This window comes from Hymenobacter sediminis, from assembly GCF_003231285.1.
In the GTDB taxonomy this organism is placed as follows: domain Bacteria; phylum Bacteroidota; class Bacteroidia; order Cytophagales; family Hymenobacteraceae; genus Hymenobacter; species Hymenobacter sediminis.
Genome location: NZ_QKNS01000001.1, coordinates 705,304 through 720,170, shown reverse-complemented (window position 1 = coordinate 720,170; position 14,867 = coordinate 705,304). Strand labels below are relative to the sequence as shown.

10 protein-coding genes are annotated in these 14,867 nt (G+C 57.3%); 6 read left to right on the top strand and 4 right to left on the bottom strand.

The window, feature by feature from the left end:
* The first annotated feature begins 2 nt into the window (after positions 1–2).
* Positions 3–527: a GNAT family N-acetyltransferase gene (locus DNI29_RS03040; protein WP_110976582.1), complete on the top strand. Its 525-nt coding sequence runs from the start codon at positions 3–5 to the stop codon at positions 525–527.
* Positions 528–602: 75 nt separating this feature from the next.
* Here the strand turns inward: DNI29_RS03040 and DNI29_RS03035 are convergent, their stop codons facing one another.
* The 3 genes from DNI29_RS03035 to DNI29_RS03025 all read right to left on the bottom strand — a co-directional run bounded on the left by DNI29_RS03035 (position 603) and on the right by DNI29_RS03025 (position 4,658).
* Positions 603–1,619, bottom strand: coding sequence for a M28 family peptidase (locus DNI29_RS03035; RefSeq protein WP_110976581.1), 1,017 nt, complete (start codon positions 1,617–1,619; stop codon positions 603–605).
* Between the two features lie 117 nt (positions 1,620–1,736).
* Positions 1,737–3,284, bottom strand: coding sequence for a cysteine--tRNA ligase (gene cysS / locus DNI29_RS03030; RefSeq protein WP_110976580.1), 1,548 nt, complete (start codon positions 3,282–3,284; stop codon positions 1,737–1,739).
* A gap of 240 nt (positions 3,285–3,524) precedes the next feature.
* Positions 3,525–4,658, bottom strand: coding sequence for an endonuclease/exonuclease/phosphatase family protein (locus tag DNI29_RS03025; protein ID WP_123823046.1), 1,134 nt, complete (start codon positions 4,656–4,658; stop codon positions 3,525–3,527).
* Between the two features lie 209 nt (positions 4,659–4,867).
* Between DNI29_RS03025 and DNI29_RS03020 the strand changes: the two genes are divergently transcribed.
* The 5 genes from DNI29_RS03020 to DNI29_RS24025 all read left to right on the top strand — a co-directional run bounded on the left by DNI29_RS03020 (position 4,868) and on the right by DNI29_RS24025 (position 14,165).
* Positions 4,868–8,284, top strand: a complete 3,417-nt coding sequence (locus DNI29_RS03020; protein ID WP_162303485.1) for a DUF7948 domain-containing protein — start codon at positions 4,868–4,870, stop codon at positions 8,282–8,284.
* Positions 8,285–8,401: 117 nt separating this feature from the next.
* Positions 8,402–8,875, top strand: coding sequence for a ribosome maturation factor RimP (gene rimP / locus DNI29_RS03015; RefSeq protein ID WP_202910362.1), 474 nt, complete (start codon positions 8,402–8,404; stop codon positions 8,873–8,875).
* A 134-nt stretch (positions 8,876–9,009) separates the two neighbouring features.
* Positions 9,010–10,305, top strand: a complete 1,296-nt coding sequence (nusA, locus tag DNI29_RS03010; RefSeq protein WP_110976577.1) for a transcription termination factor NusA — start codon at positions 9,010–9,012, stop codon at positions 10,303–10,305.
* A 124-nt stretch (positions 10,306–10,429) separates the two neighbouring features.
* Entirely contained in the window at positions 10,430–13,546 is a 3,117-nt protein-coding gene (gene infB, locus DNI29_RS03005) for a translation initiation factor IF-2 (RefSeq protein ID WP_110976576.1), read from the top strand.
* Between the two features lie 400 nt (positions 13,547–13,946).
* Positions 13,947–14,165 (top strand): hypothetical protein, encoded by a 219-nt coding sequence (locus DNI29_RS24025; RefSeq protein WP_123823045.1) that lies wholly within the window; start codon positions 13,947–13,949, stop codon positions 14,163–14,165.
* A gap of 93 nt (positions 14,166–14,258) precedes the next feature.
* On the opposite strand, the gene DNI29_RS03000 is transcribed toward DNI29_RS24025, so the two are convergent.
* Positions 14,259–14,711: a hypothetical protein gene (locus tag DNI29_RS03000; protein WP_110976575.1), complete on the bottom strand. Its 453-nt coding sequence runs from the start codon at positions 14,709–14,711 to the stop codon at positions 14,259–14,261.
* Positions 14,712–14,867: the final 156 nt, after the last annotated feature.

Here is a 14,867-nt window from a genome sequence, read left to right as displayed (position 1 = left end):
GTATGTCTATCGTCCTTCGTCTTTTATCAGCCGCTGAGTTTCCGCCCTACCTCCCTGGCCTGACCGAACTGCTGCAGGACGCCGTTGATGCAGGCGCCTCGGTAGGGTTTCTGCTGCCCCTGGCTGCTGCTGAGGCCCGTGAGTATTGGCAGGAGATTGAAGCGCTGCTGCCGTCGGGCAACGTACTGCTGGTAGTAGCGGAACAGAATGGAGAGCTGGTTGGCACCGTACAACTGCACCTAGTTCGGAAAGCTAATGGGCTACACCGCGCCGAGGTAGCCAAGTTACTGGTGCATAGCAAAGCCCAGCGCCAAGGCATTGGCCGCCAGCTTATGCAGGAGGTGGAGCGCGTAGCACGGCAACACCACCGCACTACGCTGGTGTTGGACACCTTACAGGGTGCCCCCTCAGAGCAACTGTACCAGGGCCTCGGCTACGTACCAGTAGGCGCCATTCCTAACTTTGTGTATAACGAGAAAGGCGAACAGCTCGCCACTGTGTATTACTATAAGCTGTTGAGCTACTAAGTGCCTACCCCTACCAGAACGCAAAAGCCCTGACAATGCATATTGTCAGGGCTTTTGCGTTCTGGTAGGGGTAGGCTACTCGGCGTAAATAGTCGTCAGGAGAGTTTGGCCCACGGCCTTGAGCGTCCGCTTGTCGATGATGCTCATATTGTCCTGGGTAGTGTGGTGGTAGGGCTGAAACTCCCCGTTAGGCAGGAAGTCGATAACATCGATGGTGCGTACGCCGGCCTGGTTCGTGAACACGTGGTCGTCGGTGAGGCCGTAGCCATCCGTGAACAGGAAGTAGTCGGAAAAGCCAAGCTGGGCGGCGTTATTCCACACTTTCTCTACCACGTCGGCGGCTTTTTCGCGGGAAAGCTGCTCGCGGGTGAACTTGGCGTTTTTGGCGCCCACCATGTCCAGCAGAATGCCATAGTTAGGCTTGTAGTTGGTGGGTACCATGTTTTTGGCCCAGTGCTGCGAGCCTAGGCACCAAGTTTCCTGCTGGCCCAATAGGTTCTTTTTCTCGCTTTGGGTGCTGCCGTCGTAGCCATAGTCTTCTGAGTCGAAAAGAATAAAATCTACCCCAACTCCGGGTGCGGCCGCGTCCTTCTGCTGAGAAAGAATTCGAGCCATTTCGAGGGCAATGCCTACCCCGCTGGCGCCATCGGAAGCACCATCGAGGGGTTGGTTTTTGTGCTCCTTGTCTTTATCGGCGAAGGGGCGGGTATCCCAGTGAGTGAAGATGGCAATGCGGCGAGGCGCCTGCGGCATATACTGGGCAATGATGTTGCGTGATTTCAGCATTTTCCCATCAAACGCCATAGCCTCAAACGGCTGCTCCTTTACCGTCAGCCCGGCCTCCTTGAACTTGCCGATAATCCAGTCGCCAGTTTGTACGTGGGCCTTGGTATTGGGCACGCGCGGACCAAAAGCTACTTGCTTGGCCGTATAGGCATAGGCCGAGTCCGGATTGAAGTCCGGTGCCTTGGGTAGGGTAGGCTGACTGGCCGCGGAGGTTTCGGCTTCGGTAGTTTCCTTTTTAGAGGGGCAGGCCGTGAGCAGCAGCAAGGCTACCATTGCGGCCGGAGCAAGACGAGAAAGAAGGTTCATTCGGGGAGCATTACCAGCGGCACAAAGCTCCAGCTTCGTACCTCGTTGAACAGTCGGGGTTACTGCCGCCCGCACTCAGCGCGGGCACGCCGCGAAGCTGGAGCTTCGCGCTACTGCTTATTCTTCGCTATATGCCCAATCTACGCCGGCTTTGGTGTCTTTCACCACAATGCCCTGGTCTTTCAGAGCCGCTCGGATACGGTCGATTTCACCATAGTGCTTGGTAGCCTCTTCCATGTTGCCTTCTTCGCGGGCCTGAGTGGCGCTTTGCTTGGCAATTTTGTAGAAGTCGAGGGTCAGGCCCAACAGGTCCTCTACATTGGCGCGCGGCTCATCCTGCAGGCCCAGCACGTCCTGCACCAGCGTCCGGAACGTGGTGGTGGCTTCGGTCAGCGCCTCGGCGCTAACCTGCGCCAGCGTGGCTAGGTTGGCAGCGTAGGCGTTGAGTTTGCGCAGCAGGTTAAACAGGCTCGCAATAGTACGGGCCGTGTTCAGGTCATCGTTAATACCCGTGAAGCAGTCGGCCGAAAGCTTGCGCAGTTCCGCGTCAGCGGCGGCTGTGTCGGCGGTTTGCTCGGTTCCCTGGGGTAGCACTAGCTTATCGAGCAGGCGCAGGCCGTTCATAAGCTTACGGTACCCTTTGCGGGCTGCCTGCAGGGCATCATCGGTAATATCAATGGTGCTGCGGTAGTGCGCCTGCAACAGAAAGAAGCGCACCGTCATGGGCGAATAGGCCTGGGAGAGTGTACTGTTGGTGCCTTCGAAAAGCTGACTAATGGTGATGAAATTGCCGAGAGACTTGCTCATCTTCTGGCCATTCACCGTAATCATATTGTTGTGCATCCACACCTGAGCCTCGTTGGTAGGGTGGTTGCACGCCTGACTTTGGGCAATTTCGCACTCGTGGTGGGGGAACATCAAGTCTAGCCCGCCACCATGAATGTCGAACTCAGCGCCGAGGTATTTACGGCTCATAGCCGAGCATTCCAGGTGCCAGCCCGGAAACCCTTCGCTCCAGGGCGAGGGCCAGTGCATGAGGTGACGCTCATCGGCTTTTTTCCAGAGGGCAAAATCCAGGGGGCTGCGCTTCTCATCCTGGCCCGCTAGGTTGTCACGGGAGCCGGCCAGCAACTCCTCTACTACTCGGTTCGAGAGCTTGCCATATCCCCTACCTGCCGCGTTATAGGCTGGTACATCAAAGTACACTGAGCCGTTGATTTCGTAGCCAAAGCCGTTGTCGATGATCTGCTGGATCATGTCAATCTGCTCCGTGATGTGGCCACTGGCCCGGGGGGTAATATCGGGGGGTAGGCAGCCCAGAGCCTCCATGTGGTTCTGGTAGAGGTTGGTGTACTGCTCGGCTACCTGCATGGGCTCCAGCTGCTGAGCGCGGGCGCGTTTGCTGATTTTGTCCTCGCCCTCGTCAGCATCACCTTCCAGGTGGCCTACATCCGTGATGTTGCGCACGTAGCGTACGGTGTAGCCTAAGTGGCGGAGGTAGCGCGTGAGCACATCAAAAACCACCGGGCCGCGGGCATTGCCCACGTGCGCCTCGCTGTAAACGGTAGGTCCGCAGAGGTACACGCCTACAAAAGGCGCGTTAAGGGGCTGAAACGGGGCTTTGCGGCGGGTAAGCGTGTTGTAGAGCGAGAAGGTAGGCTGCATGAATACAAAAGTAACCGCAGATTCTGCAGAGTAAGCGGATTGCACAGATTTTGTAACCTGCGCGCTACCACCCATTCTAGGTTGCGGGCAGTACTAACAGAGAAGGATGGAAAATGGCTGCATCTGGCCCTTATTTTTCAGCAACTAAGTACAAACCCCATCCCAAACGGCACAAAAGCAGAGCAGAGTAGTCTATAAAGTTCCCCAGCCAGTTTATGAAGCAAGCTTTGTAGTATAAAACTACTCAGGGTCTCCGTCGCCGCGCAACTGGTAGGTAGCGGTGCTGGGGAAATGGTCGGAGTAAGGAATATTGTAGTGTATTTGAAAGTCCTCTATCCGCCACTGCGGCCCAGCAAACTGGTTATCGATGCGCACGAAGGGTAGGCGGCCATTGTAAGTGCTGCCCACGCCGTTGCCCACAGCAGCCCAAGCATTCTGGAAGTGGTCGGCCAATTGGTCGTAGCTGTAGCTGTAGGGCACGTCGTTGAGGTCGGCGCACAGCAGCAGGGGGTAGCGGCTGCGCTCAAAGCGGCGGACCAGGGTATCTACCTGCCAGTGTCGGGCCACGGCCCCGCGCTTAAAGCGGCGTAGTAGCCCCAGCCCTTTCTGCTTGAGACCGGCCTTGCTAGAGTAGCTGTCTACAATGTCTTTTTCCTCCATGCTCATGCTCTGCAGGTGGAAGCTGAACACCCGAATGGTATCCTGGGAAGGCAGACGAATATCGGCCCACATGGCGTGGTTCTGGGTGAGCTTGCCGAAGCTGATGGTACCCTTCCCCACAATCGGGAACCGGCTAAAAATAGCCATGCCAAACTCCGCACCGGCGCTGTTGGTCAGCGTCTTCGATAAGAAAACCTGCCGGCCCGACTTTCGCCCGATCTGGTCCACTGTGCGGAACACGTTGCCGTCAGGGGAGCGGGTGCCTACGGGCTCATTATAGAACTCCTGAAGGCAGAGAATGTCGGCGGGGTTTTCGGCCAGCCAACGTACCATCTCCCGCGAGGAGTTTAAATCGGCGTCGCGCAATTGCGGATACACATTGAAAATGCGCACGTTGGCCGACAGCAGTTTTACAATTGGCCCGCCGGCATTCTCTTCGACCGCAGAGGCCAGGTGGAAGGGGTGCACGGCTAGCCCCCGTTGGAAATGCGGCCAAGTAAGCACCGCCAGCCCCAAGGGCAATAGGGCCACTAGCCAGCGCCGCAACAGCCAGTACAAACCCGCCAGCAGGTTTAGCCCCAAGGCAAGGGGTAGGGTGAGGGCGCCGAAAATGGCAGGCCAGAAGGTGTAAGCCGGAATCTGGGCGCAGGCAATAGCTGCCAGCACCCACAGCATCAGCAACACGGTACACTTGAAGGCAAACGAACGACGCACAGGCAACCTTTTTCCAGCAACAGGATCAGGCACAAAGGTAGCCGTTCCGCACAACCTGCCCGCGTCTGGAAACGCATGGGTTTTGCGGCTGCTTTCCGTACCTTTCTTCCCTCTTATTTCTTTTGCCGATGACAATACGTATTACCCTCATTCTCTTATCCTTACTCCTTTCTCTTACAACCCAGGCTCTACCGCCCGGCAGGCCGCTTGTGCGTACTGCGTCGCCCGCTCCTACGCCTACCCTGGAGTTTGTGGAAAACCGGGGCCAGTGGGATGCCCGGGCCCGCTACATGGCCGAGCTACCCGCTGGCCGGCTCTTCCTGACCTCTACCGGCTTCACCTACACCCTCGCTGACCCGGCCGCGCTGCAGGCGGCCCACGAGCACACCACCGGTACGCCTGCCCCTACCCTGCGCAGCCACGCCTATGCTATGCTGTTTGAGGGCGGCAACTCACGCGCCACGGTGCAAGGAAACAAGCCCACCGCCGAAGTGCGCAACTACTACCTCGGCAAAGACCCCAGCCACTGGGCCAGCAAGGTTCCCGGCTTTCGGGAAGTGACCTATACCAATGTGTACCCCGGCATTGGGATTAAGCTGTACGAAAACGCGGCGGCCCTATTGGAGTACGATTTCACGGTGGCCCCTGGCGCCCGTCCCGACCAGATCCGGTTGCGCTACCAAGGAGCCGGCGCGGTTGAGCTGCGGGAGGGTATGTTGCGCATCAAGACTTCGGTAGGAGAAGTAATAGAGCAGGCTCCTAAAGCCTGGCAGGAAGCTCCCGGTGGCCAGCGCCAGGCCGTCAGCTGCCAGTATGAGCTGCGCAATGGGGTAGTAAGCTTCCGCCTTGGCACGTACGACGTGCGCCGGCCGCTTGTAATTGACCCAACCGTAGTCTTCTCCTCTTACACTGGCTCTACGGCCGACAACTGGGGCTACACGGCTACTTACGATGAGGACGGCAACATGTATTCGGGCGGGGTAGCCTTCGGGCCGGGCTTTCCTACCTCCCTGGGTGCCTTCGACCAGTCGTTTGCAGCGGCCATGGACATAGCCATTATCAAGTATGACACTCGTAAACAAGGTACCGCCGCACGGCTGTATGCTACCTACTTGGGTGGCGAGGCAGCCGACGCTCCGCACAGCCTTGTGGTAAACGCCCTCGACCAGCTGGTTATTCTGGGTAGCACCAGCTCGCGCAACTTCCCTACCTCCCGTAGCGCCTACGATGCCAGCTTCAACGGGGGCGCGGCTGTTGATCCGCTTAACGGCAATTTCGACAGCCCTACCTACTACCAAAACGGCTCCGACTTGGTGGTTTCTATTCTGAGCCCTCAGGGTAATGCGCTGGTGGCATCTACCTATCTGGGGGGTAGCGGCAACGATGGCCTCACGCTCCGGGCGGGCCTGCAGAACAACTACGGAGATGCCTTCCGGGGCGACATCATTACCGATGGAGCCAACAATGTGTACCTAGTTTCTACCACCCAGAGCACCAATTTTCCGGTTGGAGGCGGAGGTCGGGGTACGCTGCGCGGCGCCGCCGATGCCGTGGTAGCCAAACTCAACGCCAACCTCAGCAGCTTGCTCTGGAGTACCCTACTGGGTGGCTCCGCCGATGAAGGAGCCTGCTCCATTCAGCTCAGCACCGATCAGGCCGTGTACGTGGCCGGCAGCAGCACCAGCTCCGACTTTCCGGTAACCTCCGGTGCCTTCCTGACAACTACCCCAACAGGAACGAATGGATTTGTGGCGCGCTTTGCCACCAGCGGCAGCACCGTGCAGGCCGCCACGCTGCTCGGCACCGCCGAAAACGACCTTGCCTATTTCGTGCAGCTCGATGGCGCCAATAACGTGTATGTGCTGGGCCAGACGGACGGCCGCTACCCCATTACGCCGGGGCTATATGGTGTGGCTGGTGGGCAGCAGTTTATTCAAAAACTGACTCCTGATCTGAAAACCGGGCTATACTCTACAGCTTTTGGCAGTGGGCAGCCCCAAGCCCACGACCTCTCCCCCACCGCTTTTCTAGTTGATGATTGTGAGCGGGTGTACCTGTGCGGCTGGGGTGGCAGTACCAACCGCGGCTACGGGCCCTCCTTCATGGGTCGGCTGCCAGTAACGCCCAATGCCATCAAACCTTCCTCCGATGGCTCCGATTTTTACCTGGTGCAGTTCGGAGCGGGTTTGCGCAACATTGAGTACGCTACCTTCTACGGCGAAAACGGCGGCGCCGGGGAGCACGTCGATGGGGGCACCTCCCGCTTTGATAAGCGCGGTATGGTGTACCAAGCAGTGTGTGGCAGCTGCCGCGGCACCGGCGGGTTCCCTACCCCTCCGGGGGCCAATTACTTCTCGAAAACCAACGGCAGCATCAACTGCAATAACGCAGCCTTCAAAATTGACTTTGGTATTATCGTAGCCGACCCAGGCCCTACCCGCTACGTGTGCGCCGACAATGGCCCCATTGTATTGGGCGGACAGCCTGCGGGTGGCACCTGGCAGGGCCCAGGCGTAAGCCGCCTGCCTAATGGATCTTACCAATTCCTACCTTCTGCTGAGCTAGTAGGCCGCAACGTGCTGTACTACACAGCCACCACCACGGGCGTTTGCCAAAGCACCCGCCCCCTGCGCATGATTGTTACGCCAGTTCGCACTATTACCATTCCTCCAGTGCCAGCACTTTGCGCCGATGGCGCTCCGGTGACGCTGCAAGTGACGCCGGCAGGCGGCACCTGGAGTCAGGTGAAGGGCCTTACAGGCAATGTATTCAACCCTCGGCAGGCCGGGCCAGGCACTTACACGCTCACCTATTCCCTCTCCGATTCGCTGGGCTGTGGCAGCGCTACCCGCGTCATCACGGTGAATGCGCCGCCTACCCCTGTAGCGGGCCCCAACCTCACGCTGTGTGCTTACGAAACCCAGACTATTACCCTGACGGGGGCCAGCCCGGCCGGGGGCGTCTGGAGCGGTCCTGGCGTCACGGCTGATGGCCACTTCACCCCGCCCGACACCAAGCTGCGCGGAGGCATTTTCACGCTCACTTACACAGTCACGGCCAATGGCTGCCCAGCCACTGCTACCCGGCAGGTATTGTTGGCGCCTTCCCCTACCGTCAATTTTCCTCTGAGCGTGCCCGAATGCGCCATAGCTCCGCGCTACCCCGGCCAGCCGGTGCCTACTGGGCTAGCTCCCTTTTCTTGCCCGTTCGAGCCCGTACTAACCGGCGGCACCTACGAGTGGGACTTTGGCGACGGCAGCCCAATTTCGAAGGAAGAGAAACCTGTGCACATATTTACTACCCCCGGTACCTACCTGGTAAAGCTCACGGCCCGCTACTCTAATTGCACCGTGGAAACCAGCTTTGCCCCGGTAGTAGTCGGTGAGGTTTTCGTGCCCAACATTATCACGCCCAATGGCGATACTAAAAACGAGACCTTCATTCCGCACTTCAGCTGCCAGCCGGCTAGTCTGCGTGTGTTCAGTCGTTGGGGCGCAAAAGTGTACGAAACTACCACTTACCGCAACGATTGGAGCGGCGCCAACCTACCCGATGGCACCTATTACTACCATCTGCAAGACACGGAAGGCCGCACTGCCAAAGGCTGGCTCACGGTTCAGCGCTAACCCGCACGCAAGGCTTGTTTTGGGGGTAAAATTGTAGTATCTTTGCGCTTGCAAACTACAACACGTGAAGAGGGGACGGATAGTCCCCTCTTTCTTTTATCACCTGGTGCCTCGCTTATGAAACTTGACCGTGCCCGCCTCGCGGAACTGCTACAAGACAGCTTGCCTACCGATGGCAGCCTGTTCGTGGTGGACCTGACCGTTTCGGATGCCATCCGTCCTAAAGTTACCGTCACTCTCGACGGTGAACAGGGGGTAGGCATTGATGAGTGCGCCCAAGTTAGCCGTCGTTTGGCTCGCCGCGTTGATGAGGAGTACGGCGAAGACGCCAGCTATACCTTGGAAGTAACCTCGCCGGGTGCCGACCAGCCCCTGCGCGACCCGCGCCAGTACACCCGCCACGTAGGCCGCAACCTGAGCCTTAAACTCACCGACGGCAGCGAGAAAACTGGCGCTCTGGAAGCCGTTGAAGCCGATGGCATTCAACTGGCGGAGGAAGTAAAAGAGAAAAATAAAAAGAAAACCCTGCCAGCCGCCCTGGTGCCTTTCACTAGCATTCAGGAAGCCAAAGTGGTCATCTCCTTTAAGTAAGTCACTGATTTTCCTTGATCAGTTGGTCTGCTCTGTCAGCAACTGCGGTGCGCCGCTTGTTCTCAGAGTAGTTCAAAATCAACAGAATCAGCGTTAATCAGTGATTCAAAAACATCAGCTTAAATCAGCGTTTTATGAACAGCAACGTCCTGATTGAATCGTTTGCCGAATTCGCCCGGTCGAAGAACATCGACCGCCCCACGATGATGAGCATCCTGGAGGAGGTGTTCCGCACGATGATTCGGAAGAAGTACGATGATGACTCGAACTTCGACGTCATCCTGAACGTGGACAAGGGCGACCTAGAAATCTATCGGAACCGCGAAATCGTGGACGATAACTCGGAAGATATTTGGGACCTCGACAAAATTCCGCTGGCGGAAGCTCAGAAGATTGAGCCTGATTATGAGGTAGGCGAATCGGTAGCCGAAGAAATCAAGCTCGAAGACTTTGGTCGCCGGGCTGTGCTCATGGCCCGTCAAACGCTGATTCAGCGTGTGAAAGACTTGGAGCGCGACAATCTTTACCAGGCTTACAAAGACCAGGTTGGCGAAATTGTAGTTGGTGAGGTGTACCAGGTGTGGGGCCGTGAGGCACTCATCTTGGACAAAGACGAAAACGAGTTGGTGCTGCCCAAGGGTGAGCAAATCCCGAAGGACCGCTACCGCAAAGGCGACACCATCCGGGCCGTAGTACACCGCGTAGACGTGCTGAATGGCACTCCCAAAATCATTCTGTCGCGGGCCGCGCCGGCTTTTCTGGAGCGCCTCATGGAGCAGGAAGTGCCCGAAATCTTCGATGGCCTCATCACCATCAAGAATATCGTGCGCGAGCCGGGCGAGCGCGCCAAAGTAGCCGTAGAAAGCTACGACGACCGTATTGACCCCGTAGGTGCTTGCGTAGGGATGAAGGGTTCTCGTATTCACGCTGTTGTGCGTGAATTAGAAAACGAGAACATTGATATCATCAATTACACCGACAACCTGGAGCTCTACATTGCCCGGGCCTTGTCGCCGGCCAAACTGACGTCGATGAAAATCAACGAACAAACTGGACGGGTTTCGGTGTTCTTAAAGCCAGACCAGGTTTCACTGGCTATCGGCCGCGGAGGCGCCAACATTAAACTGGCTTCCCGCCTCGTAGGCATGGAAATCGACGTATTCCGGGATGCCGGCGACTTCGAGGAAGATATTGCTCTGGATGAATTCCAGGACGAAATCGAAGGTTGGATTCTCGATGAATTAAAGAAAATCGGCCTCGACACGGGCCGCGCCGTATTGGCAGTCAGCAAGGAAGACATCGTTCGTCGGACGGAGCTGGAAGAAGAAACCGTTGAGGAGCTTTTCCGCGTAATCCGTCACGAATTCGAAGACAACGAAAGCGACGAGCCAGAGGGCACCGAAACACAAAATTCCGGCGGCGCGCAATGAGTGCGCGGCGGCCGGTACGGCAAGGGAGTTAAAATCAGGCCGGGTGGCTTGATTTTGACCCCGCCCGGCAAGATTTAATATAGTACCTTTGCAACTGAATAAGAGTATCGTTCGCGAGCATAGAATGGCGGAAGCAGCAACCAAACGGCTGAATCAGGCGGCCAAAGACCTGAACGTTGGACTTTCTACGATTGTAGATTTTCTGGCGGGAAAAGGGCATAACATCGAAAACAAACCGACGACCAAGCTGACGTCGGAGCAGGTTTCCCTGCTCGAAAAGGCGTTTGCATCGTCGGCGCAGGACAAGATGGAAGCCGCAAAGCTCAGCCAGGCCAAGCGCCAAAGCGAGCTGGAAGCTGCGGCGGTGCAGGCTGCTCAGGCCCGGGCAGCCGAAACGGCTACGCCCAAACCTGCCGCTCCTGCTGCGCCGGCTCCCAAGCCCGCTGCTCCGCAAGCCCCTACCCCCGCTCCCGCCGCCGAGGCGCCCAAACCCGCTACGCCAGCTGAAGAGCCGGCTCGGGTTCCGGGCCTGAAGGTGTTGGGTAAAATCGAGCTTGACTCGAAAGGGCGTCCCGTGCCACCCCGGCCCGTTGCGCCTGCTCCTACCCCGGCTCCGGCTGCGGAAGCTCCTAAGCCTGCTGCGCCAGTAGCACCAGCTGCTCCCGCTCCTAAGCCCGCGCCCGTGGCAGAAACTCCTAAGCCTGCTACTCCGCAAGCTCCTACCCCAGCTCCGGCTGCTGAGGCTCCCAAACCTGCTGCGCCAGCTCCGGCTCCTCAGCCGGCTCCGGTTGCACCCAAGCCCGCGCCCGTGGCAGAAGCACCTAAGCCAGCACCGGCCCCTACTCCAGCTCCGGTCGCCGAGGCTCCTAAGCCGGCGGCACCAGTAGCACCTGCTGCTCCTGCCGAAGCTACCCCGGAAGCTCCAGCTACTGAGGAAGGCACTATCGTTGCGAAGGCAGATCAGCTCAAAGGCCTAACGGTACTGGGCAAGATTGAGCTTCCGCTCGATTCGTCCCGGCGTGGTGGCGGTGGCCGTGGGGCTCGTCCTGTGGCTTCGTCTGATGTTCGCAAGAGCGGCATCAGCCCTGATAAGAAAAAGCGCCAGCGTATTCCCATGAGCGGTCCGGGCCAGCCCGGTCAGCAAGGTGGGCAGGGCGGCCAAACGGGTCAGCAAGGTGGCAACCGCCAAGGTGGCCCCGGCCAGCAAGGTGGAGGCAACCGGCCCGGTGGGCAAGGTGGCAACCGTCCGGGCCAGCAGGGTGGTAACCGCCAGGGCCAAGGCCAGAACCAAGGCGGCAACCGCCAGCCGGCTCCGGCACTTACCCCTGAGCAAAACGACAAGCAGATTCAGGAGCAGATCAAAGCGACGCTTGCTAAACTCAGCGGCGGCCGTGGTGGTCAGCAACAGAATCGAGCAAAGTACCGCCGCGACAAGCGGAACATGGCAGCCGAAGACCGTGAGGCTCTGCGTGCTCAGAACGAACTGGACGCCAAAACGCTTAAAGTAACCGAGTTCATTTCTGCCAACGACCTCGCGTCGTTCATGGATGTATCGGTGAACGAAGTAATCAAGGTGTGCCTTAACATGGGCATGTTCGTTTCCATCAACCAGCGCCTCGATGCCGAAGCCATCACCGTTATTGCGGATGAGTTTGGCTACGACGTGGAATTCCTGAGCGCGGAGGAAGAGGAAACAACCATCGATATTGAGGACGCACCGGAAGATCTGCAGCCGCGGGCTCCTATCGTGACCATCATGGGTCACGTTGACCACGGTAAGACCTCGCTGCTTGACTATATCCGCAACGCGAGCGTAGCGAAAGGTGAAGCCGGCGGTATCACGCAGCACATTGGTGCTTACGACGTGATGACCAAATCGGGCAAGCGCGTAACCTTCCTTGACACCCCAGGTCACGAAGCGTTTACCGCTATGCGTGCCCGTGGTGCTAAAGTGACTGATATTGCCATCATTGTGGTAGCTGCCGACGACTCGGTAATGCCGCAAACCAAGGAAGCCATCAACCACGCGCAGGCAGCCGGTGTACCGATTGTAATTGCGCTGAACAAGATTGATAAGCCTGGCGCTAACCCCGACAAAGTGCGGGAAGAGCTGTCGGCTATTAATATTCTGGTGGAAGAATGGGGCGGTAAATACCAGTCCCAGGAAGTGTCGGCCAAGACTGGTCTGGGCATCGACGATCTGCTAGAGAAGGTTCTGCTGGAAGCTGAGATTCTTGAGCTGACAGCAAACCCCGACCGTCATGCCGTGGGTACGGTTATTGAAGCCTCCCTCGACAAAGGTCGTGGCTATGTGACTACCGTACTGGTACAGACAGGTACCATGGAAGTTGGCGACATCGTGCTGGCAGGTCCGCACTTCGGCCGCGTAAAGGCCATGACGGACCACCGCGGTAAGAAAATGAAGAAAGCTGGTCCGGCTACCCCCGTACAGGTGCTGGGTCTCACTGGCGCTCCTCAGGCCGGCGACAAGATTCAGGTGATGGAAACGGAGCGTGAAGCCCGCGAACTGGCCACCCAGCGTCAGCAGCTGGCCCGTGAGCAGAGCCTGCGCACCAAGAAGCACATCACCCTCGACGAAATTGGTCGCCGTTTGGCTATCGGTTCGTTCAAGGAGCTCAACGTTATTGTGAAGGGCGACGTGGATGGTTCGGTAGAAGCACTGGCCGACTCCCTGCTGAAGCTGAGCACGCCGGAAGTGGCCGTGAACATCCTCAACAAAGGGGTAGGTGCCATTTCGGAATCCGACGTGCTGCTGGCTTCGGCCTCCGATGCCATCATCATTGGCTTCCAGGTGCGGCCTTCGCAGAGCGCCCGTAAGCTGGCGGAGCAGGAGCAGATTGATATCCGCCTCTACTCTATCATCTACAATGCCATCAATGAAGTGAAGGATGCCATGGAAGGCATGCTTGCTCCAACGGTGCAGGAGGTGGTAGTCGCCAATGCCGAAGTTCGCCAGGTGTTCAACATTACCAAGGTGGGCACTATTGCCGGCTGTATGGTAACAGATGGCACTTTCACCCGCAAAACCAAAGTCCGCCTGGTGCGCGACGGGATTGTGGTGTACTCTGGCGAAATTCAGGACCTCAAGCGCTACAAAGACGACGTGTCGGAAGTACGCCAAGGGTACGAATGCGGTATTTCGCTGAAAGGCTTCAACGACCTGCGTGAAGGTGACAACATTGAAGGTTTTGAAGAGAAAGAAGTAAAGCGGACCCTGTAATACACCGCTTTGCTATACATGAGAAGGGCCCGCGCTTAGTAAGCGCGGGCCCTTCTCATGTATAGTAGGACTGATACCACCAACCCCTACCCTATTTGGATTGCTCAATCAACTTTTCTTGCTCCCATCTATTAACGGTGTGTTAATGGTACTACACTACCTTCTGATATCTAATTATTCTTACTTTAGACGCGAAGCTGTAGCAGCTTAAGCTGTTGGGTGGCGCTGTTGAAGACTGTAATACGCCCGGGTGGGTGCAAACAAACGTAGATTTCCTCTTTATAGAGGATTGGGCGTTTGACCTCGCATCTCCGAGCCATCCATGGTGGGCTACCATACGAGATAGTAGGCTTTTGCAAAACGGCATGCTACCTAGTATGAGCGGCTTAACCTCTTGTATATGAAGCGAGCGTTACTTCTTCTGGTTCTGCTTTCCGGCTTGGCTTCCTGCGCCTTGGTGCCAGAGTTCGGCCGGCAGGCGCGCGGCGCGGCTGGCAACAGCCAAGCCAAAGACCTGCTTTCAGAAGTGCGCCCCTTGGCACAAAATGACTCAGCCGCCGTTCGCTCATCAATTGCGGCGGTGCTTTACTGGCCCTCACTTATCCGCTTACGACACTAAGTAGGGTAATTCTATCCAACTAAATACAAAAGCAAAAGCCGTGACGCAGTGCGTCACGGCTTTTGCTTTTGTATTTAGTTGGATAGAACAGGTTTAAAAGAAAAGAAAGTGCTTTTTCTTTTTGTGACTTAATGGCTTGCCTTTAGGATCCACGAAACCTGCGGGGCGGGTCTGCCCTCGCTTCTGCCGGGCGGTACCAATGCGGCTATCTTTAAACTTACGGACAGTGAAACCTCCCGAGCCTTTTTCAAACTGACGCGCTGGGCCCGATGAGCGGCCGAAGCTGGTGTTGGCCGTACTCATGCCTGAGCGAGCCTCAAGAATCTCCATTTGCTGGTCGCGCTTTACCTCATCGGGATTCATGCTCATGCGTTGTTGCATGCGGGCGATGTCGGTGGCAGAGGCTTGCCGCTTTTTACGTTGCCCTTGCTCAGCCCGCTTCGCCTGCCCGGAGTAAGCCGCACTGGCAGTGGTTTGCGCCTTAACAGCGGGAGCCGCCAGCAAACTAACAGAGGCCAGGAGTACAGCAGAAAGCAACTTCTTCATAATGCAAGACGGCAAAAAAACAGGGTTGTAAACCGTTGCAATTCAAGGCAAACGCAAACGATTTTGAGCGCCCAACGGGAGGCCGACAAAGTTAGTTCAAATCAGGTGGAAAGTGGCATTTGCACCTGATCCGCTGACCATATCAGCTTCTTCAAG